The following is a 19,888-nucleotide window of genomic DNA, read 5'->3' on the forward strand; positions in this document are numbered from 1 at the left end:
CGGCAGCAAACCGCTGAGCGCCAGCCACGGATGCTTTCTCCCTCGGAGAGCCTTCAAGCCGGTCCGCATCCTGCGGTGGCCTGGGCCGATCGGCACCGGCGCATACACACGCCGGGCATTCCATGCCGCGGACTTCTCAGCCCGCGGCACTTGTTCATCTATCGATCAGGCGCTTTCGCGGAAGTCGTCGTCGTGCGAGTCCGGACCGCCCATCGACATGTCGAGTGCGAAGCCCTTCGCACGGGCCTGCTGGGCCGACACCGACTGGCTGCTATGGCTGAAGTGCGAGTGATCGCTGGCGGGCTTGCGAACCGGAGCCGAAGCCTTGACGACCTTGGTCACGGCCTTGACCGGCGCGCGCTGCGCGCTGGAGCGGGCCGCACCTGCGGTATCGACCTTGAAGAAGGCGATCGAGGCCTGCAGCTCTTCTGCCTGTGCAGCAAGCTCTTCCGACGTCGCCGACATTTCTTCCGATGCACCAGCGTTCTGCTGGGTCACCTTGTCGAGCTGCTGGATCGCTTCGTTGATCTGCGAGGCACCGATATCCTGTTCGCGGCAAGCAGCGCTGATCTCGGAGACGAGTTCGGCGGTCTTGCGGATATCCGGAACCAGGCGTCCCAGCATTTCGCCGGCGTCGCGGGCAGCCTTGACCGTATCGCTCGACATCGAGCTGATCTCGGCGGCGGCAGACTGGCTGCGTTCGGCAAGCTTGCGGACTTCCGAAGCAACGACCGCAAAGCCCTTGCCATGTTCGCCTGCACGGGCCGCTTCAACGGCGGCGTTCAGAGCGAGCAGGTCCGTCTGGCGGGCGATTTCCTGAACGATGCCGATCTTCTCGGCGATCGTGCGCATCGCATCGACAGCGCGGTTGACGGCATCGCCGGAAGCCTCGGCGTCCTTGGCGGACTGGCGGGCGATCTTTTCCGTCTGGGCAGCGTTATCAGCGTTCTGCTTGATGTTGGCGGCCATCTCTTCCATCGAAGCGGATGCTTCTTCGGCAGATGCTGCCTGCTCGGTCGCGCCCTGCGAAACCTGCTCGGAGGAGGCCGAGAGTTCCTGGCTGCCCGAGGAGACGTTGTCGGCGGCCGAGAGAGCATCGGCAACGACGCCGCGCAGACGCTCGATCATCACGTTGACGTTGCCGAGCAGTTCGCCGATTTCGTCGCGGTTGGTGATTTCGGCGGTCTTCGTCAGGTCACCTTCGGAGACTTCGCGAACGACGGTGTTGGCGCGGGCGAGCCCCTTGGAGATCGTGTTGGCGATCCAGAAGGCGACAATGGCGGCCAGAACCAGCGCAGCACCGGCAACGCCGATCATGACCGTGCGGGTCGAAGCATACTGCTGGTCGGCGCTGTCGTCGGCATCCTGCATGCGCTGCTTTTCAAGCGCCAGGATATCGTCGAGAGCCGCATCGATCTTATTGGCAGCGTCGCGGGCCGTGGTGATCGAGATATTGTTGGCGGCGTCCAGGTTGCCGGCCTTCATGAGGTCGCGGATCTGGTCGTCGGACTGGTTGAATGCCTTCGAGAACTCGGCAATCTGCGCCCAGCGCGGCTTGCCTTCTTCGCTGGCGATCGCGACGACGCCGTTGAACGCGTCGGTGAAGTCCTTGCGAGCCTGATCGCCCTTCTGGATCGAAGACGCGATATCGTCAGGCGTGCGGGCCGTGAGCAGGTTCTTCTGCTGACGGATCGCTTCGAGCTGCGCGATATTGATCTGCTGCGCAAGATCGAGACGCGCGGCCGGGCCTGCGAGCAGGTTGCCGAGCGTGTCGTTGAGCGAACCCAGGCTCATGATGCCGTAACCGGCGGTGCCCACGAGCATTAATATGATGAAGGTGAACGCTGTCACCAATTTGGCTTTAATTGTCAGTCGCATCGTCCCAGCCCCCTAGCTGATATCAACGGCGTTTCAGTTTGAGTTGCCGGCGCTGTCGTGCCGGGCGGAGAAGATTGCCTGCAGATTGGGGATGATGATGAACTCCCCTCCCCGCTTGACGAGGCAATTGATGTAGTCGGCGCGCCAGCGCATGCCGACACTTGGCGGTGGTTCGCTCGCCGTCTTTGCGAGCGTGGTGACTTCATTCACCTTGTCCGTCCTGAGGCCAACGAGCGTACGCTCGCCCTGCAGGTCGATTTCGATAACGATGATGCGGCTGTCGATCGTCGCCTCCGTCGCCTCCATGCCGAAGGCAAGGCGTAGATCGGCGAGCGGGATGACCTTGCCGCGGAAATTGATGACGCTCGCCACATAGGACTGCGCGCCGGGCACGGCAGTCTCCGGCAGCAGGTCCAGGATTTCCTGAACCATGACGGCCTCGAGAGCGAAGGTCTCGCCGTTCATGTCGAAGGTCAGGACCTCGACTTCTTCGGCATAGGCCCAATGCTGGTCTACACGTTCGGCTACGGCGCTCATCCTGCGACCCTCATCTGCGCTTCCTGTTGCTGACCGGCGGCCACGAGATGGCCGACGTCGAGAATGAGTGCGACGCTGCCGTCGCCGAGAATGGTGGCGCCCGAGAAGGTCACCACGTCGTTGTGCAGCTTCGACATCGACTTGATGACCGTCTGGTGGTCGCCGATGATCTGATCGACGACGAGGCCGACGCGCTCCGTGCCGGTCGAGATGACCACGACCTTCTGATGCACGTCGGGCTTGGTGCCGGTGCGGAAGAGATCGCGAAGGCGCAGGAACGGTACCAGGCTGTCACGCAGCGAGATGAAGCTGCGGCCGCGCGAACGCAGATCCTCTTCCAGCGACAGTTCGAGGCATTCCTCGACCGCCGAGAGCGGGATGACGTAGCGGCCGGAGCCGACGCGGACGAGAAGGCCGTCGATGATCGCCAGCGTCAGCGGGATGCGCAGCGAGACTTCCGAACCTTCGCCCGGACGGCTCTCGATATCGATGGCGCCACGCAGCGCCTCGACCGTCTTCTTGACGACATCCATGCCGACGCCGCGGCCGGAGAGATTGGTGATCGTAGCAGCCGTCGAAAAGCCCGGCGCGAAGATCAACTGCAACAGTTCTTGATCGGAAAGCTGCTGGCCGGGAGCGATGAGGCCCGAAGATTCGGCCTTGGCGCGGACCCGTTCGCGGTTGATGCCGCGGCCGTCGTCCTTGATCGAGATGATCACTTCACCACCGGACTGGCGGGCGGACAACGTCACGGTGCCGGCTTCGCTCTTGCCCGCGGCAAGGCGGTCGGCCGGGGTTTCGAGGCCGTGGTCGATCGAGTTGCGGACGAGATGGACGAGCGGATCGGCGAGGCGCTCGATGACCGTCTTGTCGACTTCGGTGCTTTCGCCTTCGGTGATCAGCTCGATCGACTTGCCGGTTTCGCGGGCAAGATCATGAACGAGGCGGCGGAAGCGCGAGAAGAGCGTGGCGACCGGCACCATGCGCAGCACCATCATCGTGTCGCGAAGCTCGCCCGACAGGCGCTCGATTTCTTCGGAGACGGAGCGCAGTGCGATATCCGAGCTTGAGCTTGCCAGCTGGCTGAGGCGCGACTGGGCGATGACGAGCTCGCCGACGCGGTCCATCAGTTCGTCGAGGCGCTCGGCAGGAACACGAACGTTCTCCTGTGCCTTCGCCTGACGGCTGTCGACGGCCGCAGCGACCGGCGCATCGCGCTTGACCGGAACGGCCTCGACCGGCTTGAAGGCCGGAGCGGCGGCAGCCTGCGGTGCGGCAACGGGCGCCGCGACCGGTGCGGGCTCGGCGGCCTTGACCGGCTCGGCTGCGACAGGCGCGGGAGCCGGGGCGGCGTCATCGATATCGACGACTTCGAGCTCCATGTCATCCATCACGAAGATAAAGACGTCGTCGATCGCCGAACGGTCCTGCTCGCTCTTCAGCGTCACTTCCCAGGAGATGTAGAGTTCGTTCGCGACGAATTCGCCAAGCGGCGGGATACCGGCTGTATTGGCGCGCACCGTGCATTCGCCGAGCTCGCGCAGCTCGTCGAGCAGGCCGAGCGGGTTGGTGCCGTTGGCCATCGCATTGGACGGCAGGCTGAAGCGGATGCGCCAGTGATTGAGCTTCTTCTGCGGAGCAGGTGCAGCAACGGCTGCAGGTACCGCTACAGCAGGTGCCGCTTCCTTCGGTGCCGCGGAACCGCCGACGGCGGCCTGCAGCTGGGCAAGCAGTTTCTGCCCAGTATCGCCGTGGTCGGCGTCGGGCTGATCGACGAGCGCGCGCATGTGATCCTGCGCCGCCAGTACCGCCGCCACCAGTTCGGCGGTTGCCGGAACTTCGCCCTTGCGGACGCGGTCGAATGCCGTCTCGCAGTGATGCGTGAAGGCTGCGAGCGCCTCGAAGCCGAACATCGCGCCGGAACCCTTGAGGGTGTGCAGGCCGCGGAAGACGGCATCAACGAGGCCCTTGTCGTCGAGCTGGTGGGTGAGATCAAGAAGCCCGGCCTCGATTGCCTCAAGGCATTCGGCGGCTTCCGTGCGGAATACTGCGACCGGATCGAGCGTGCTCATCTGCCGAGAACTTTCTTGACGATCTTCACGAGGTTTTCAGGATCGAACGGCTTGGTCAGCCAGCCGGTGGCACCGGCCGCCTTGGCGCGGGCCTTGAGATCGGCATCGGACTCGGTGGTGAGGAAGATGATCGGCACGCCCGCCTGGCTCGGCAGCTTGCGCAGCTCCTCGATCATCGTCAGCCCGTCCATGACAGGCATGTTCAGATCGGTGACGATCAGGTCGAACTGCGCGGTCTGCGCGGTTGCCAGACCTTCGGCACCGTTGACCGCCTCGGTGATGGTATAGCCCGCATTGGTCAGCGTGACCTTGGTCGTCAGCCGGATGCTGGCGGAATCGTCAACTGTCAGGATATTGGCGCTCATGCTGTAACCTCTTTATGCAACCAGAACTTCGCGTCCTCGGCGGTGAAGGCTTCGACGAAGCCGGCGCGTTCGAGAACCTTGAGAATACGCTCGCCAACAGGGGACGAGAGCGTCAGGGTCTTGCCTTGCAGCTTGGCCTGGCGGCGTGCGGATTCCACGAGTTGCACGAAGCTCAGATCGGCCTCCGCACTCGATGGAATTTCCAGTATAATTCGATCTTTACTTTCGATTTCACTAGAAATTGTCGCGCTAAGATCCAATACATTCCTGATACTTAGAACTTCAGGCAATGATATAGAATCGCGATGCTGATTATCGCCGCTCAAGACAGCCCCCGAGGCATGAGAAATACTTTTATTCCTCTAAAGGACTCTCATGACAGGCTTAACGGGGAGTAAACTGTGGTTGTAACCGATCTACAATTGCCGCGAGTCCCGACTCCCAAATTCTTACCCAAGATAAGTTATAGTCGGCAATTTTTATGGGTATTTTTGATAAGCAAAATCGTATGGTTAAATTAACATGAGAGCTTTCTAACGAGAAAGGCTCCGCATTTTTTACGCATCGTTAATCACAACGCAGGCGAGTCGGCGGCGTTTACCCCTCATTTCCATCCTGCCCGTAAAAATAGCATCAGTTTTGCAGAAGTAATAAGTAAAGGGAACAACGTGGCAAACGGGGCAGGATCGGCACAGGCGATAGAGTTGACCACCGGTACGGAGGTCAGTCAGACGCTCGAAACCGCGCGCAGCCAGGTCGAAGAACGCTTCCTGGAAGGCGGCACGGTGCTGCTGTCCGTCATGGACGTTCTCAACCGTTTGCTGAATTCCCTCGATAACATCACCAAGGCTCTCGACAACAATGAGTCGAGCAATGCCGACGCTGATCTGCGCGCCACCGTCGAAAGCCTGACCGCCCTGCCAGTCACCGAACAGGCGCGCCAGACGGCACTTGCGACGCTCGCCGAAACCGGCAGCGGCCTGCACAAGCATATCGCCGAGATGCAGGAGACCATGCGTTATCTCCGCACCTTCGCCGTGACGGTAAAGATCACCGGCGCCGGTCTCCCGGAATTCGCTGGCTTCGCCCAGGAAATTCTTGAGCGCATCTATTCCGGCACCGAGGAAGTCAATCGCTTCGCCGGCCACCTTGATAGCCTGCAAAAGGAAGTAAAGCTGGCGCTGAGCGTCGGCGCCAACCTGTCGAAGAGCTATTCGGAAACCGTGCCCGCCGTTGCCGGCGCACTGCGCCAGGATGCGCAGAAGATCGCCGAACACCGCCAGAAGCTCGGCGTCATCGCCCGCGAAGTCGGTGCGATCGCCCGCGGCGTTCAGTCCAAGGTCGCCTCCACCCTTTCGGCCCTGCAGATCGGCGACATCACCCGCCAGCGCATCGAGCACGTCCAGAGCACCTTCTCGCTGCTCGACGAATTCCTCGATGGCGATGGCAAGGCACTGAATGCCGACCAGCGCGAGCGGCTGCGCAATGTCATCAATCATTTGACCGCGGCACAGATGGCGGAAATGTCCGCCGATTTCAGCCGCGACTCGCAGAATGTCGTGCAGACAATCAAGAGCTTCGGCCACGACACGCACGAGATCATGAAGCTGCGCGACCAGATGGCTGGCGGCGGCGAAGGCAATTTCATGCGCGCCCTGGAATCCAGCGTTTCGGCCGCACACGAGATCGTCAAGCAGGTGGATGCCTCCAGCCGTCAGGCCGACCAGGTCAGCCAGTCGACGCTCGGCACCGCGGCCAAGCTTTTGGAAGCGATCGGCAATATCCGCGCCGTCAAGACCGACATCAACTACATGGCACTGAACACCAACCTGCGCTGCAGCCGTCTCGGCGAAGAAGGCAAGTCGATCAATGTCGTGACCGCGGAGCTTCGCATCTTCGCAGGCAAGCTCGACGATTCCGCCGATGCGATCGTCAACGGCCTGCCGGCGCTCGAAGCCGCAGCTGGCAACATGGCCCCTGCCGCAGGCGGCAATTCCGGCGGTCTCGCCGAGAGCCTGACGGCTGCCGTCGGCAGCATCCGTTCGGGCGCCGACATGATGGAAGAGGAATTGAAGGTTCTGGCCGAGCACGGCCGCGAGGTCGCCAGCAAGATCACCCTGATGATCGGCAAGCTCGATTTCGAGCACGATCTCGGTGAAACGCTGGTGCGCTGCGCCACCGTTCTCGAAGACGTCGCCGGCATGGAAATCGCCAATATCGACGATATCGCCGAGTTGATCGCTCCGCTCGACCGCAAGATCTTCAAGCTCTACACGATGGTTCAGGAACGCAACGTCCACCGCGCCATCATTCCGGCCATCGAAGAATAAGCGGCACCGGCCGCTGCGGCAGCCCCCGCGGCTGCCGGTGACGACGAAGACCTCTTCGCCGACGCGCTGTTCTAGGACTTAAAGCCTACGGAAGGCGGCGGAACTTGTTCGCCCGGTCGATGGCCGCCTTCTGCTGATCGTCCTCGATCCCCAGGAAGAAATCCTCGAGCTCAGGATCGGGCAGGCCGGCCCGGCGTGACAGCACATACCATTTGGCCGCCTCGATCGGATCGGGCTTGGTGCCGAGCGCGTAGATGTAGAGATGCGCGAGCTTGTTCTGCGCCACCACGTTGCCGCGGTTGGCGGCAAGCTGCATCCACTGGAAACCGTGCACGAAGTCACGCGGGCCGTTCTGGCCATTGACCATCCAGACGGCGAGATCGACCTGCGCGGTATCGAAACCGGCATGGGCAGCACGCGCCATCCAGGGCCGCGCAAGACGGCGCTTCTCGTCCGGAATATCGGGCATTGTCGAATAGAGTTCAGCTACCGCATACTGCGCATCGGCAATGCCCTGCTCCGCCGACTTCTCGTAATAGGGCAGCGCGAGCTTCAGTCCGTCCTGGCCGGGATGGTCGGAGGTGAGGATCTGGCCCCAGTTGAACTGCGCGGAAGAATTGCCGGCATCAGCCGATTTCTTCATATATTCGTCGGCCTTGGCCTTGTCGCGCGGCACGACTTCGCCGGCCATCAGCATCAGCGCATATTTGAACATCGCCGCGCCGTCGCCGCCTTCGGCTGCCTTGCCGTACCAGAAAGCAGAGCTCTTCGGATCGCGGCGCACACCGAGACCGGCATACTGGATTTCGGCAACCAGCGTCTGTGCGGCGGGATCACCCAGCTGAGCGCGCGGCAGCGCAAGCTGCATCGCCGTCAGATAATAGCCGCGCTGATAGGCGCCATAGGCCTCGTCAACCGGCCCCTTGTAGTCCTTCTCAGGCGGCAGGTCGGGAAGCTTCGCGCCCATGCGGTCGAGAACGCCGAGACCGGTCGAGGGCTGCACGCCTTCCGGCGGGCGTCCCTTCTTCAGCGGTTCGGCATCGCCGCCAACCGGCCGCGTCACCACATTGTCGATCGTCTGGGCCATTACCGCATAGGGAATGGCCGCGGAAAACGCGGCAGCGGCGAGAATCAGACGGCGAATGTGGACGGCGCGGATCGGCATAAGCGCGACTTCAATCCTCAAACCGTGGCGCTTTTTCGTCAAGAAGTGCGTTGACCTGCGCAACGATCGCCGGCGCCTGCGCCGGATCGGCGAAAACGGCAAGCCGCAACGCCACGAACTCGGCGCCGGATTCGGCAACCACGAGCGCCGAAGCAGGATCGGTTCCGCCCATCACCATGCAGGGAATTTCGATCATCGACGCCCACCATTCGCCGAGCGCGACATTCTTCGGATGCGCTTCCGGCTTGATGTCGCCGTCGAGCTTGCCGAAGAAGATGTAGTCGGGACGTTCCTCGCCGATCTCCAGCGCATTGTGGCGATCGGTAGCATTGCCGCCGCCGACGATCAGCTTGTCGGCATATTTGTCGATCGCTTCGGCGATCTCGGCAGCCGGGCCGGTCAGATGCAGGCCATCGGCCTTGGCGCGGCCGACGATGCGGCTGTCGCCGGCGATCAGGGCAGCCGCGCCCGCTTCCTGGATGATCGGCACGAGCTTTTCAGCGTGCTTCTGGAAAACGCCGTCGTCGAGGCCGTATTGCGGCACGATCACCGAGGCGACGTCTCCGCCTTTCAGCGCATCGCCAACAATCTTCGCCCTCTCGTCGGCGTCTGCAATGTCAGGCGCGATCAGGACCAGGCGGCAGCGGTTTTCCGGTTCGGTGCTCATGAAGTCTTTCCATTTTCTGCCGATTCCGCCAGCAGGCGGTAAATCCGCACTCGTTTTGTGTGAGTAATTCCGATAGACGGGGCTGGCAAGGGGAGGACTTGAAAAGCATGCTGCCGGAACTGTCATTCTTTTATGCGGCAGTGCCCGCTGTCCTGCTCGTTGGCCTCGCGAAAGGCGGCATGGGAGATGCCCTTTCGCTGATCGGCGTCCCCTTCCTCGCCCTCGTCGTCTCGCCGGTCGAAGCGGCCGCCATCCTGTTGCCGATCCTCGTTTTCATGGACATCATCTCGCTGATCATCTGGCGCCAGCATGGCGACTGGACGACGCTGAAGATCATGCTTCCCGGCGCGCTCTTCGGCATCGCGCTCGGCTGGGCGACATCGGCGCTCATTCCCGGCAATGCGCTGCGCATCGTCATCGGCACGGTCACCGTGCTTTTCTGCCTGCGCTACTTCTGGAACAATTTCGGCCCCGGCGCCGGAAAAGTCGTGCCGCCGCGCGGCCAGCGCCCAATCCTTGCGAGCGCCTGGGGCACGCTGTCGGGATATGGCAGCTTCGTCGCCCATGCCGGCGGCGCACCCTTCCAGATCTATGCCCTGCCGCTGAAGCTGCCGCCGCGCGAATTCACCGGCACCAGCGTCCGCTTCTTCGCGATCCTCAATGCCGTGAAGCTGATCCCCTATTTCGCGCTCGGGCAACTCGACACCAAGAACCTCGTCACCTCGATGACCCTCCTGCCCTTCGCACCGCTGGCAACGATCGCCGGCGCCTGGTGCGTGCGCCGCATGAAGCCGGAGATTTTCTATCCGTTCATGTATGCCATGGCGATGATCGCCGCGTTCCTCATCATGCGAGAAGGTCTCGGTTTCTAGTCTTCCGATCGACCGGCATTGTCGCGGTCGCGCTCATAGCTCCGGACCCAGGCGAATGCCGGCAGCCACGCCTCGCGGCGGATCATCCAGAGCTCGTAGGTCGGCTTGAACTGATTGGGTTTATCGAGCGAGCCAAGGTTCAGCTCGACCTCATCGCCGCTGCGGCCAAAGACCGGCGACCCGCAGCGCGGGCAGAAGAAGCGGCCGGCATAGCTCCCCGTCTCGCCTTGAACCTCGACTGCGTTTTCAGGATAGATCGCCGAAGCATGAAACAAGGCGCCGTGATGCTTGCGGCAATCGAGACAATGGCAAATGCCGACGCGGTAAGGTGCTCCCGTCGCGGCAAAACGGACATTACCGCAGAGGCAGCCACCGGTGAAGCGGTCCATCCTGCATCTCCTCGTCATCCAAGAGAGCTGACGGTTTACAACGAAGTCCGCCTTTACAGCAAATCCGGGCGTTCACCGGCAGACAATCGACTTTGGGTGCACCGCACAATTTCCTTGCCGGAAAGCGGTCTTTGACGTAGCGTTTCGGCATGTCGAACATCGACCCCTTCGCCGCGATATCAGATCCGAACCGGCGGTTCCTGCTGGAGCAGCTGAGGCGCGCGCCGAAGACGGTCAATGAACTCGCCGAAACGCTTCCGATCAGCCGCCCGGCGGTTTCGCAACACCTGAAAGCGCTTCTGGATTCGAACCTCGTCTCAGTTACCTCCGAGGGCACGCGGCGGATCTACGCGGTCAACAACCGCGGCTTCGACAGGCTCAATCTGTGGCTGGATCAGTTTTGGGCGTAAAGCACCCGCTACAAATGAAAATGCGCCAGTCCAACTCCGCACTGAATGGACTGACGCACGATTTTGTAAAGCCACCGGGCCCTTGCTAAACCTATTTAAAGTTTGGATTTTTGTCCTTCAAGACTGCAAGTGATCGACCGGTGATCTCGAGTTATTCCATTAGTGAACGGAAGATTTCAGACGTTGGATTTCGTCCTTGATACGCAGCTTTCTGCGCTTGCACTCTGCAATGTCTGCATCGCGCTTAGAGGGAGATGTCATCAGCGCGTGCAGCTCCTCCTCAAGAGCTCCATGCTTCTTCTCAAGTGACTCAAGATGAGCTTGAACAGTCATTTGACCCTTCCTTCCTCTTGCCTTCCCCAGCCATCCATCGCTGGAGTTCTAGGCGTCAACCTTTCGACTGTGACATATTTTTGAAGGCTTGTCGAAGGCGAAAACGTGGTGCCTAGATGGCAAATTCATGATCAACACTAACTTCCCGTTACCGCTATTTGGTGATAGGAGCTTGCGGAAATCATCGGCAGAACGGACAAGGTCCGAGGACGGTAATGGGGAATGCAAATGGCCGATCAGGAACAGGCGGAAATCAGGCTCATAGCAGCTCGGCTGCGGCAGGAGCACGAGGATTATGACGCCGCGATCAACGCCATGATTGCTACCGGCTGCGATGCTCTGCGCGTACAGCGCATGAAGAAGAAGAAGCTTGTGATCAAGGACAAGCTGACGAAGATCGAGGATCAGATTATCCCGGATATCATCGCCTGAAGGGGAACGTGCCGTTGACGATGACAGACAGACCACCCGTTGCCATCATCATGGGCAGCCAATCCGACTGGGAAACCATGAAGAACGCCGCCGACACGCTCGAGGCGCTCGAAATTCCCTACGAGGCGCGCATCATCTCTGCGCACCGCACGCCGGATCGGATGGTCAACTTCGCCAAGAACGCGCGTGACGAAGGCTTCAAGGTGATCATCGCCGGCGCCGGTGGCGCAGCCCACCTTCCGGGCATGACGGCCGCCTTCACACCGCTCCCGGTCTTCGGCGTCCCGGTTCAGTCGAAGACCATGTCCGGCCAGGACAGCCTTCTCTCGATCGTGCAGATGCCGGGCGGCATTCCCGTCGGAACGCTGGCAATCGGCAAGGCGGGCGCCATCAACGCGGCGCTCCTCGCAGCCGCGGTTCTCGCCCTTTCCGATGAAGATATCGCCGACAGGCTCGACGAATGGCGCGAACGCCAGAGCGGCGCGATCGCCGAATACCCGATGGACGACAGATGACTGCAAAGACGATCGGCATCATTGGCGGCGGCCAGCTTGGCCGCATGCTTGCCATGGCGGCAGCTAGGCTGAATTTCCGCACGATCATTCTGGAGCCGCAGGCCGATTCTCCGGCCGCCCAGGTGGCCAACCGCCAGATCACCGCCGCTTATGACGACCCGGCAGCGCTTGCCGAGCTCGCCAGGCTCTGCGACGTCGTTACCTACGAATTCGAGAACGTGCCCGTTGCTGCCGCCGCAACGCTCGCCGCAAGCGTTCCGGTCTATCCGCCGCCGAAGGCTCTCGAAGCGGCGCAGGACCGTCTGGTCGAAAAGCGCTTCATCAATGACTGCGGCATCCCGACCGCGAAATTCCATGCCGTCGACAGCCAGGAAGGCCTGGAAGCCGCACTCAAGGATTTTGGTGGGCAGGGCGTGCTCAAGACCCGCCGCCTCGGCTACGACGGCAAGGGGCAGAAGGTATTCCGCTCGCCGGCCGATAGCGCCGAGGGCGCCTATGCCGCGCTCGGCAGCGTGCCGCTGATTCTCGAAAGCTTCGTCGCCTTCGAGCGTGAGGTCTCGATCATTGCCGCCCGCTCGACCGACGGCACCGTCGTTGCCTTCGATCCGGCTGAGAATGTCCACAGGAATGGCATCCTCCATACCTCGACAATCCCGGCATCGATTTCGGACGCCACCGCCGAGGCTGCCCGCAACGCCGCCGAAAAGATTCTCTCCTCGCTCGGCTATGTCGGCGTCATCGGCATCGAGTTCTTCGTGCTGGCGGATGGCGGCCTGATTGCCAACGAGATGGCGCCGCGCGTCCACAATTCCGGCCATTGGACGGAGGCCGCCTGCGTGGTTTCCCAGTTCGAGCAGCACATTCGCGCTGTCGGCGGCCTGCCGCTCGGCGATGCCGGGCGCCATTCGGACTGCGTGATGCAGAACCTGATCGGCGACGACATCCTGACCGTTCCGGACTGGCTGAAGCGCAAGGATGCCCTCGTCCATCTCTATGGCAAGACCGAGTCCCGGCCGGGCCGCAAGATGGGCCACGTGACGGTGCTGACGGCGAAAACCTAGGATTTTGCCGGATAAAAGGCCTTCATGTGGTTGACACAGGAATGCCATCGGGTTATCTGCCTGCCCAACCTAAAGGCGCGCCACGAGCGCGCTTTTGAATGTTTAAAGATACGGGCGAATGTGAAATTCCCCCCAGAGATCGCGGATCAGAAAAATGAAGATCAAGAATTCGCTCAAGTCGCTCAAGGCTCGTCACCGTGACAACCGTCTGGTTCGCCGCAAGGGCCGCATCTACATCATCAACAAGCTGAACCCGCGCTACAAGGCTCGTCAGGGCTGATCTAGCGTTCCGGAGCATCTGGGCGGCATTCGTGCCGCTGCCATGCTTTCCGGTGGGTCGCTACGGTGATCACGTCAAATTTTCTTTGATCTTGTGCGTTGGCGGGCTACATTGTCCGCCATGCGCTTTTTTGCTTTGCTCTCCGCGGCCCTGCCGCTGACCCTTGGTCTCCTCGCTCCAATCGCTCCTGCCGCCGCTGCGGAAAAGGACGTTATTGTCGAGCAGCCGGATGCCAATGCCTCCCCCAAGCAACGCCTCGACAATCTCTACGCCCAGCTGAAGCGTGAGCGTGATCCCGAGAAGGCGAACGGTATCGCCCAGGAAATCCGCACGGAATGGAACGATTCCGGCAGCGCCACCGTCAATCTCCTGATGCAATGGGCCGACAAGGCGATCGAGGACAAGCGCAGCGCCGCCGCCCTCGACTTCCTCGACGAGGCAATCGCGCTGAAGCCGACCTATGCCGAAAGCTGGAACCGCCGCGCCACGCTGAACTACGCTTCCGGCAACTATCGCAAGTCGATGTCCGATATCGAGCATGTGCTGGAACTCGACCCCCGCCATTTCGGCGCGCTGTCGGGCATGGCGGCCATCCTCAACGACACCGGCAACGATCAGCTGACGCTGAAGGCCTGGGAGCGCTTCCTCGACGTCTTCCCCGCCAACCGCACGGCGCAGGAGCAGGTGAACACCCTCTCGGAAAAACTCGCAGGCAGCCGGACCTGATCTTGACGGCGGCGCGCCGCACCCAATCTTAGGGATAAGTGATACACCCTCCCGGTCCGACCATGCTTGCCGAAGTTTCCGCCCTCCTCGCCCCCATTGCCGCCGCGATCGGTTACAGTTCCTACAAGGCCCGCCAGTTCGAACGCGCCTATCCCAATGTCGGTGAACTCATCGATGTCGGCGGCTATCGCCTGAACTCGCTGCATATCCCGCGCCCGGAGGCCGCCGACCTGCCGCCCGTCGTCTTCATTCACGGCGCCAGCGGCAATCTGCTCGACCAGACCGGCGCCTTCCTGCGTCCGCTGCAGGGCCGCGCCGAAATGCTCTTCGTCGACCGGCCGGGTCACGGCTATTCCGAACGCGGCGGACCTGAAAACGCCATCCCCTCCGGCCAGGCCGCTGCGATCGCCCGGCTGATGGAAAAGCGCGGGATCGAGAAGGCGATCATCGTCGGCCATTCCTTCGGCGGCGCCATTGCCGCCGCCTTCGGCGTCCATCATCCGGAAAAGACGGCGGGCCTGTTGTTTCTGGCGCCTGCCACCCATCCATGGCCCGGCGGTATCGACTGGTATTATCACGTCGCGACGGCACCCGTTCTCGGCTGGCTGTTCAATCACGCCCTCGTCGTGCCGATGGGTATGCGGCGTCTCGAACAGGGCACGCTGAACGTATTCCGCCCGAACCTCAGGCCATCGGACTATATCGCCAGCACCGGCCCGTCTCTCGTGCTGCGTCCCGATACCTTCTACAACAACGCCGCCGACTTCACCCGTCTCCATGCCTATCTTGAGGCGGAATCGCACCGCTACCCCGAGATTGCCGCGCCGACGGTTATCATAACAGGAGACAGCGACGATATCGTCTGGGAGCATCTTCATTCGCAGGGCCTTGCCCGCGATATCGCTGGCTCCGAGCTGGTGAAGATCCGCGGCGTCGGCCACAAGCCGGATTATCTCGCGACCGATGTGGCGATCGCCGCGCTCGAAAAGATCGCCGGTCTTTCGCGCGATCTGCAGGCCGCCGCACGCGCGGCGGAAGCGCGCCTTGCCGGAGAGATAGCGGCAGTTGCCGCCTGAAACCTTGCACCGGCAAAAAGCCGAACCATATCCACTCGATAATTTATCTTTTGGAGGGGATCTCATGGACCGGCTTCAGGCCCGAACCATTTCGCTTTTCACCGCTTTCGCCTTCTCTCTCAGCCCGCTTTCCACCAGTTTCGCCGCCTCGCCCGCGCCCGTCGAAGGGCAGCATGGCATGGTGGTGACCGCCCAGCATCTGGCGACAGATGTCGGCGTCGAGGTTCTGAAGAACGGCGGCAATGCCGTCGATGCCGCAGTCGCCGTCGGCTATGCACTCGCCGTCGTCTATCCGACCGCCGGCAATATCGGCGGCGGCGGCTTCATGACCATCCGCATGAAGGACGGCAAGACCGCCTTCCTCGATTTCCGCGAGCGCGCGCCGCTTGCCGCCACGAAGACCATGTATCTCGACGCCAAGGGCGATATCGTGCCGCGCGCCAGCCTGGATGGCTATCTCGCCGTCGGCGTGCCGGGCTCTGTCATGGGCTTCGAGACCGCCCGCGAGAAATACGGCACCAAATCGCGTGCCGATCTTCTCGCACCTGCCATCGCCTTCGCCAAGGATGGCTTCACATTCGAGCAGGGCGATGCCGCGATCCTCGCCGACAGCGCCAAGCGCCTCGCCAAGGACGAAGCTGCCGCCAAGATCTTCCTGAAGGACGGCAAGCCGCTGGCCGCCGGTGAAAAGCTTGTTCAGCCGGAGCTCGGTACCGTACTCCAGGCAATCTCCGAGAAGGGCCCCGACGCCTTCTACAAGGGCGAGCCCGCCGAAGCGATCGTCAAGGCCAGCCAGTCGAAGGGCGGCATTCTCGCCGAGGAGGATTTCGAGCAATATTCCGTCCGCGAGCTGAAGCCGATCGAGTGCAATTACCGCGGCTACGACATCGTCTCCTCGCCCCCGCCCTCATCCGGCGGCGTCATCATCTGCGAGATTCTCAACGTCCTCGAAGGCTACCCGCTCTCCTATCTCGGCTATGGCTCGGCCGAAACGGTGCATGCCATGGTGGAAGCCATGCGCTACGCCTATGTCGACCGCAACGCCGCGCTCGGCGACCCCGACTTCGTCGACAACCCGGTGAGCAAGCTGCTCGACAAGGGCTATGCCACCGAGATCCGTGAAAAGATCGATCCCTACAAGGCCGGCAAGTCGGCCGACCTGAAGCCGCTCGGCGGCAAGGAAAGCACCGAGACGACGCATTATTCGATCATCGACGACGAGGGCAATGCGGTCGCCGTCACCTATACGCTGAACGGCTCCTTCGGCGCCGGCGTCGTCGCACCCGGCACCGGCATCCTGCTCAACAACGAGATGGACGACTTCACCTCCAAGCCCGGTGTGCCGAACCTCTACGGCCTCGTGCAGGGCGAGGCAAACGCCATCGCGCCGAAGAAGACGCCGCTCTCCTCGATGAGCCCGACGATCATCTCCAAGGACGGCAAGCCCTTTATGGTGATCGGCAGCCCCGGCGGCTCGCGCATCATCACCATCACGCTGGAAGCGATCCTCAACGTCATCGATTTCGGCATGGATATCAGCCAGGCCGTCAACGCCCCGCGCATCCACCACCAGTGGCAGCCGGACAAGGTCTTCCTCGAGCCCTACGCGCTTTCGCCGGACACGGAAAAGACGCTCGCCGCCATGGGCTACACATTCGACGGCGGCAATGACGCGCCGGTCTGGGGCCAGGCAGCCGGCATCCTCGTCGGCGGCAAGAGCCTTGCCCATATCGAAAAGGGCGGCGGCGCACGCTATTACGGCGCCATGGACAGCCGCGCCGTCGAGGGCGCTGCCAAGGGTTACTGATCAGCGGATCCGGGCGCGGACATAATCGCCCCGGATCGTCACCTGCGGTTTGGCACCCGGCACGCTCGGCTTCTCGGCATCGACAAGCGATGCCTTGGCCGTAACCGTGTAATCGACCGGCACGTCCGCACCGAACCCAAGCGTGGCATCGAGCGAGGTCGCCTCGATGCCGATCTTTTCGTTCCTGGCGATGGACGCATAGGTGAGGTTCGCCCGCACAGCAGTGCCGGAAATATCGACCTCCGACGCATGACCGTCGAGGCTAATATCGGCGGCATTGCCCGATGTGCGAAAGCTCGAGAAATTGCCGTCGAGCCGCGCCATGAAGGCATGCTGGTCGATCTTAACGGAAGCCCCCGCCGGTACGTTCGCCGAGACATCAGGCGCACAATCGCCGATATCGCTCCAGGCCGAAATCGCGACATCGATCGTCATCGACGTCCCGTCGATCTGCACCCGGCTCTCATCCTTGCAGGCATTGAAGAACCAGTTCGAATACCAGGACGAGAACCAGCCGATGCGCCGCCCCGTCGTCACGGCCTCATAGGGCCTTCCGGCATCCGTGGTGATCCGGATCGAGCTGGAATCGCCACGGATGACGATCGAGCGAATCGCGGTGATATCGAATGTCTCGCCCGGCGTGATCGAGCCGCCGAAGGCCGACAGCAGGGTCATGAAGAAAAGCGGAATGGAAAGGATGAGGCTCATCGGTTTGCTCCTTGAGTGAGGCCGGCAGATCCGGCGAGACCAAGGTGCAATTCCCGCAATTTTCCGGAGACCTAGATCGTGTTTCGGGTCGCCCGCAATTGCGATCGAGGCCATTCTCGTGCTCATATCCTCAAGGCAATCATCCGGACGCCGACCATGATTTTCGTGCCGCTACCCTTCGTCGTCGCACTGCTGTTGCTCATCCTGCTCGTCAGGATGCTGCGGACGGAGGAATGGAATGCGCCCGGCCGCCGGCTGTTTCTGGCGCTGATCGCTGCCTATGCCCTGCAATCCGTCCTCATCGGCTTTCGCTGGGGCTATGACACGCTCGCCATCATGCCGTTTCAGGCGGTGCTGGCGGCACTCGTCGCACCGCTTTCCTTCGCCAGCTTCGCCGACCTGACACTTGAGACGCCGCGTCCGCTGAAGCGCCAATGGCCGCATCTCCTGCCGGCGATCGGCGTGGCGCTCGCCTTCGCCTTTTGGCGCGATATCGTCGGTCTGAGCCTGATCCTGATCTTTCTCGGCTACGGCCTCAGCCTGCTCTGGATCTCGCGCAGCGGCGCCGACGGCCTCGTCGCCTCGCGGCTCGACGGCGCCTTCCTTTCCCATCGCTCCCTTATGGTAACGGCCGTCGCCTTGATCGCCTCTGCGCTCAGCGACGTCTTCATCAGCCTGGATTTCGACAATACCGGCGGCGCCCATGCCGGGCGGATCGTGGCGCTCGGCAATGTCATTGTGCTGCTGATCCTCGGCAGCGCGGCGGCCGCTGCCGGAACAAGCCAGCCGGAGCAGCCGGTAACCGAAGCGCCACCCCCGCCCAGCCTGCCGACCGAGGAGGATGGCGCCGTTGCTGCCCATCTCGACAGCCTGATGGAGACCAGGCAGGTCTACCGCGATCCCGAACTCAATCTGAACCGCATCGCCCGCAAGCTCGGCCTGCCGGCCCGCAGTGTCTCGACGGCGGTCAACCGCATCCACGGCATGAGCGTTTCGCAATATGTCAACGAGTTCCGCATCCGCTCCGCATGCGATCAGCTCCTCCGCACCGAGCTGCCGGTCACCAGCGTGATGTTTGAGGCGGGCTTCATCAGCAAGTCTAACTTCAATCGCGAATTCCTGCGGGTAACAGGCGCGAGCCCAACCGAATACCGGCGGCGCGAGCAGGCCGGAACGGCGGCGAGCCCAAGCCGCGCCCCGGCATTCGTGTCACCGTGACAAAAACCGCCGTTCACAACGGCTTTGTCACATTCTATTCATGGCGCAGCACATCAGCCGAAAGAACATCCCATGGCATCCATTGAAATGATCGTTGCCGCCCGTGCCCGCCTGCGCGGGCATGCCAGGCGCACGCCGCTGCTCTCCTCGCCGTTCCTCGATGAAATGGCCGGGCGGCGGGTCTTCGTGAAGGCCGAATGTCTGCAGCATACCGGTTCCTTCAAGTTCCGCGGCGGCTGGTCGGCGGTATCGGGGCTGGAGCCAGATGTCCGCAAGCGCGGCGTCATCGCCTTCTCCTCCGGCAACCATGCCCAGGGCGTGGCCCTTGCCGCCAAGCTGCACGGCGTTCCCTCGGTCATCATCATGCCCTCGGACGCACCGAAGCTGAAGATCGACAACACCCGCGCCTTCGGCGCCGAAGTGGTGCTCTACGACCGCGCCAAGGAAGACCGCGACGCGATCGGCGACCGCCTCTCCGCCGAGCGCGGCCTGACGCTGGTCAAACCCTTCGACGAACCGCTGGTCATCGCCGGACAGGGCACGACCGGTCTCGAGATCGCCGAGCAGGCGGAAGAAGAAGGCATCAAGACAGCAGAAGTGCTGATCCCCTGCGGTGGCGGCGGTCTCAGCTCCGGCGTCGCTCTGGCGCTGGAAGCCAGCGCGCCGTCCTTCACGGTCCGCACCTGCGAGCCGGAAAAATTCGACGACTTCGCCCGCTCGCTGGCGTCAGGCGAAATCAAGCGCAATGCCGCGATGACCGGCTCGATTTGCGATGCGATCATTACGCCCGAGCCCGGCAAAATCACCTTCCCGATCCTGAAGCGCCTCGCCGGCGCCGGCATCGTCGTCACCGATGAAGAGGCACTCCGCGCCATGGCGCTCGCCTTCAAGCGGCTCAAGATCATCGTCGAGCCGGGCGGCGCAGTGGCTCTTGCCGCGGCACTGTTCCACGGCAAGGCATTGGAGAGTGACACCGTCATCGCCATCACCTCGGGCGGCAATGTCGATACCGATGTCTTCGCGACGGCGCTGGAGCGCTTCGGCTAA

At 62.3% G+C, this 19,888-nt stretch carries 21 protein-coding genes and 1 pseudogene; 12 read left to right on the top strand and 10 right to left on the bottom strand.

Translation table 11 applies throughout. The annotated features are described in order from the left end of the window. Nucleotides 1-165: 165 nt before the first annotated feature. From ACQZ5H_RS13210 to ACQZ5H_RS13230, 5 genes are read right to left on the bottom strand one after another with little or no spacing between them, the layout of a single operon-like run. A complete protein-coding gene (locus ACQZ5H_RS13210; protein WP_449097976.1) occupies nt 166-1,878 on the bottom strand; it encodes a methyl-accepting chemotaxis protein in 1,713 nt (570 codons plus the stop codon). Nucleotides 1,879-1,911: 33 nt separating this feature from the next. Further along, a complete protein-coding gene (locus tag ACQZ5H_RS13215; RefSeq protein ID WP_112719894.1) occupies nt 1,912-2,415 on the bottom strand; it encodes a chemotaxis protein CheW in 504 nt (167 codons plus the stop codon). Then, nucleotides 2,412-4,487 carry a chemotaxis protein CheA gene (locus ACQZ5H_RS13220; protein WP_449097977.1) on the bottom strand — a complete coding sequence of 692 codons (2,076 nt, stop codon included), beginning with the start codon at nt 4,485-4,487 and terminating at the stop codon, nt 2,412-2,414. Before ACQZ5H_RS13220 ends, ACQZ5H_RS13215 begins: the two co-directional genes overlap by 4 nt. After that, a complete protein-coding gene (locus ACQZ5H_RS13225) occupies nt 4,484-4,852 on the bottom strand; it encodes a response regulator (protein ID WP_112719896.1) in 369 nt (122 codons plus the stop codon). Before ACQZ5H_RS13225 ends, ACQZ5H_RS13220 begins: the two co-directional genes overlap by 4 nt. Continuing rightward, nucleotides 4,849-5,178, bottom strand: coding sequence for an STAS domain-containing protein (locus tag ACQZ5H_RS13230; protein WP_246777437.1), 330 nt, complete (start codon nt 5,176-5,178; stop codon nt 4,849-4,851). The genes ACQZ5H_RS13225 and ACQZ5H_RS13230 overlap by 4 nt, the downstream gene beginning before the upstream one ends. Before the next feature lie 342 nt (nt 5,179-5,520). Here ACQZ5H_RS13230 and ACQZ5H_RS13235 point away from each other — a divergent pair. After that, nucleotides 5,521-7,257 (top strand): annotated as a pseudogene (locus ACQZ5H_RS13235) (chemotaxis protein). A gap of 10 nt (nt 7,258-7,267) precedes the next feature. On the opposite strand, the gene ACQZ5H_RS13240 reads toward ACQZ5H_RS13235, so the two are convergent. Next, a complete protein-coding gene (locus ACQZ5H_RS13240) occupies nt 7,268-8,347 on the bottom strand; it encodes a tetratricopeptide repeat protein (RefSeq protein ID WP_449097978.1) in 1,080 nt (359 codons plus the stop codon). Nucleotides 8,348-8,357: 10 nt separating this feature from the next. Further along, nucleotides 8,358-9,014, bottom strand: coding sequence for a thiamine phosphate synthase (locus ACQZ5H_RS13245; protein ID WP_130282058.1), 657 nt, complete (start codon nt 9,012-9,014; stop codon nt 8,358-8,360). Between the two features lie 107 nt (nt 9,015-9,121). Between ACQZ5H_RS13245 and ACQZ5H_RS13250 the strand changes: the two genes are divergently transcribed. Beyond that, complete coding sequence (locus ACQZ5H_RS13250) at nt 9,122-9,886, top strand: sulfite exporter TauE/SafE family protein (RefSeq protein ID WP_112719901.1); 765 nt, start codon at nt 9,122-9,124, stop codon at nt 9,884-9,886. Here the strand turns inward: ACQZ5H_RS13250 and ACQZ5H_RS13255 are convergent. Continuing rightward, nucleotides 9,883-10,275 carry a GFA family protein gene (locus tag ACQZ5H_RS13255; protein WP_449097979.1) on the bottom strand — a complete coding sequence of 131 codons (393 nt, stop codon included), beginning with the start codon at nt 10,273-10,275 and terminating at the stop codon, nt 9,883-9,885. The two genes, ACQZ5H_RS13250 and ACQZ5H_RS13255, sit on opposite strands and share 4 nt — an antisense overlap. A 149-nt stretch (nt 10,276-10,424) precedes the next feature. Here ACQZ5H_RS13255 and ACQZ5H_RS13260 point away from each other — a divergent pair, with 149 nt between their 5' ends. Then, nucleotides 10,425-10,685, top strand: coding sequence for an ArsR/SmtB family transcription factor (locus tag ACQZ5H_RS13260; RefSeq protein ID WP_112719903.1), 261 nt, complete (start codon nt 10,425-10,427; stop codon nt 10,683-10,685). A 159-nt stretch (nt 10,686-10,844) separates the two neighbouring features. Here the strand turns inward: ACQZ5H_RS13260 and ACQZ5H_RS13265 are convergent, their stop codons facing one another. Then, nucleotides 10,845-11,018 (bottom strand): YdcH family protein, encoded by a 174-nt coding sequence (locus ACQZ5H_RS13265; RefSeq protein WP_112719904.1) that lies wholly within the window; start codon nt 11,016-11,018, stop codon nt 10,845-10,847. 228 nt (nt 11,019-11,246) lie between these two features. Between ACQZ5H_RS13265 and ACQZ5H_RS13270 the strand changes: the two genes are divergently transcribed. The 7 genes from ACQZ5H_RS13270 (at nt 11,247) to ggt (ending at nt 16,915) form a co-directional block, all read left to right on the top strand. Then, the gene (locus tag ACQZ5H_RS13270; RefSeq protein WP_130282062.1) at nt 11,247-11,450 is read left to right on the top strand and encodes a YdcH family protein; all 204 of its coding nucleotides are present in this window, start codon (nt 11,247-11,249) and stop codon (nt 11,448-11,450) included. A gap of 20 nt (nt 11,451-11,470) precedes the next feature. After that, complete coding sequence (gene purE / locus ACQZ5H_RS13275; RefSeq protein ID WP_112719906.1) at nt 11,471-11,965, top strand: 5-(carboxyamino)imidazole ribonucleotide mutase; 495 nt, start codon at nt 11,471-11,473, stop codon at nt 11,963-11,965. After that, on the top strand, nt 11,962-13,026 hold the full coding sequence (locus ACQZ5H_RS13280; RefSeq protein WP_449097980.1) for a 5-(carboxyamino)imidazole ribonucleotide synthase: 1,065 nt from the start codon (nt 11,962-11,964) through the stop codon (nt 13,024-13,026). The genes purE and ACQZ5H_RS13280 overlap by 4 nt, the downstream gene beginning before the upstream one ends. Nucleotides 13,027-13,180: 154 nt before the next feature. Continuing rightward, nucleotides 13,181-13,306 (top strand): type B 50S ribosomal protein L36, encoded by a 126-nt coding sequence (ykgO, locus tag ACQZ5H_RS13285; RefSeq protein ID WP_003582204.1) that lies wholly within the window; start codon nt 13,181-13,183, stop codon nt 13,304-13,306. 111 nt (nt 13,307-13,417) lie between these two features. Next, complete coding sequence (locus tag ACQZ5H_RS13290; protein WP_449097981.1) at nt 13,418-14,032, top strand: hypothetical protein; 615 nt, start codon at nt 13,418-13,420, stop codon at nt 14,030-14,032. A 62-nt stretch (nt 14,033-14,094) separates the two neighbouring features. Continuing rightward, nucleotides 14,095-15,108, top strand: coding sequence for an alpha/beta fold hydrolase (locus ACQZ5H_RS13295; RefSeq protein WP_449097982.1), 1,014 nt, complete (start codon nt 14,095-14,097; stop codon nt 15,106-15,108). A 64-nt stretch (nt 15,109-15,172) separates the two neighbouring features. Continuing rightward, nucleotides 15,173-16,915, top strand: coding sequence for a gamma-glutamyltransferase (gene ggt / locus ACQZ5H_RS13300; protein WP_449097983.1), 1,743 nt, complete (start codon nt 15,173-15,175; stop codon nt 16,913-16,915). Here ggt and ACQZ5H_RS13305 read toward each other — a convergent pair whose 3' ends face one another. After that, nucleotides 16,916-17,623 carry a hypothetical protein gene (locus ACQZ5H_RS13305; RefSeq protein ID WP_449097984.1) on the bottom strand — a complete coding sequence of 236 codons (708 nt, stop codon included), beginning with the start codon at nt 17,621-17,623 and terminating at the stop codon, nt 16,916-16,918. A 156-nt stretch (nt 17,624-17,779) separates the two neighbouring features. Here ACQZ5H_RS13305 and ACQZ5H_RS13310 point away from each other — a divergent pair, with 156 nt between their 5' ends. Both ACQZ5H_RS13310 and ACQZ5H_RS13315 read left to right on the top strand, forming a co-directional pair. Then, a complete protein-coding gene (locus tag ACQZ5H_RS13310; protein ID WP_449097985.1) occupies nt 17,780-18,841 on the top strand; it encodes a helix-turn-helix domain-containing protein in 1,062 nt (353 codons plus the stop codon). Between the two features lie 72 nt (nt 18,842-18,913). Beyond that, the gene (locus ACQZ5H_RS13315; RefSeq protein WP_449097986.1) at nt 18,914-19,888 is read left to right on the top strand and encodes a threonine ammonia-lyase; all 975 of its coding nucleotides are present in this window, start codon (nt 18,914-18,916) and stop codon (nt 19,886-19,888) included.

This window comes from Rhizobium sp. 21-4511-3d, from assembly GCF_053522545.1.

Bases quoted from the DNA above. Each gene is read 5' to 3' on its own strand.
- ACQZ5H_RS13210 (WP_449097976.1), bottom strand. From the start codon at position 1,878: ATGCGACTGACAATTAAAGCCAAATTGGTGACAGCGTTCACCTTCATC.
- ACQZ5H_RS13215 (WP_112719894.1), bottom strand. From the start codon at position 2,415: ATGAGCGCCGTAGCCGAACGTGTAGACCAGCATTGGGCCTATGCCGAA.
- ACQZ5H_RS13220 (WP_449097977.1), bottom strand. From the start codon at position 4,487: ATGAGCACGCTCGATCCGGTCGCAGTATTCCGCACGGAAGCCGCCGAA.
- ACQZ5H_RS13225 (WP_112719896.1), bottom strand. From the start codon at position 4,852: ATGAGCGCCAATATCCTGACAGTTGACGATTCCGCCAGCATCCGGCTG.
- ACQZ5H_RS13240 (WP_449097978.1), bottom strand. From the start codon at position 8,347: ATGCCGATCCGCGCCGTCCACATTCGCCGTCTGATTCTCGCCGCTGCC.
- ACQZ5H_RS13245 (WP_130282058.1), bottom strand. From the start codon at position 9,014: ATGAGCACCGAACCGGAAAACCGCTGCCGCCTGGTCCTGATCGCGCCT.
- ACQZ5H_RS13250 (WP_112719901.1), top strand. From the start codon at position 9,122: ATGCTGCCGGAACTGTCATTCTTTTATGCGGCAGTGCCCGCTGTCCTG.
- ACQZ5H_RS13255 (WP_449097979.1), bottom strand. From the start codon at position 10,275: ATGGACCGCTTCACCGGTGGCTGCCTCTGCGGTAATGTCCGTTTTGCC.
- ACQZ5H_RS13260 (WP_112719903.1), top strand. From the start codon at position 10,425: ATGTCGAACATCGACCCCTTCGCCGCGATATCAGATCCGAACCGGCGG.
- ACQZ5H_RS13265 (WP_112719904.1), bottom strand. From the start codon at position 11,018: ATGACTGTTCAAGCTCATCTTGAGTCACTTGAGAAGAAGCATGGAGCT.
- ACQZ5H_RS13270 (WP_130282062.1), top strand. From the start codon at position 11,247: ATGGCCGATCAGGAACAGGCGGAAATCAGGCTCATAGCAGCTCGGCTG.
- purE (WP_112719906.1), top strand. From the start codon at position 11,471: ATGACAGACAGACCACCCGTTGCCATCATCATGGGCAGCCAATCCGAC.
- ACQZ5H_RS13280 (WP_449097980.1), top strand. From the start codon at position 11,962: ATGACTGCAAAGACGATCGGCATCATTGGCGGCGGCCAGCTTGGCCGC.
- ykgO (WP_003582204.1), top strand. From the start codon at position 13,181: ATGAAGATCAAGAATTCGCTCAAGTCGCTCAAGGCTCGTCACCGTGAC.
- ACQZ5H_RS13295 (WP_449097982.1), top strand. From the start codon at position 14,095: ATGCTTGCCGAAGTTTCCGCCCTCCTCGCCCCCATTGCCGCCGCGATC.
- ggt (WP_449097983.1), top strand. From the start codon at position 15,173: ATGGACCGGCTTCAGGCCCGAACCATTTCGCTTTTCACCGCTTTCGCC.
- ACQZ5H_RS13305 (WP_449097984.1), bottom strand. From the start codon at position 17,623: ATGAGCCTCATCCTTTCCATTCCGCTTTTCTTCATGACCCTGCTGTCG.
- ACQZ5H_RS13310 (WP_449097985.1), top strand. From the start codon at position 17,780: ATGATTTTCGTGCCGCTACCCTTCGTCGTCGCACTGCTGTTGCTCATC.
- ACQZ5H_RS13315 (WP_449097986.1), top strand. From the start codon at position 18,914: ATGGCATCCATTGAAATGATCGTTGCCGCCCGTGCCCGCCTGCGCGGG.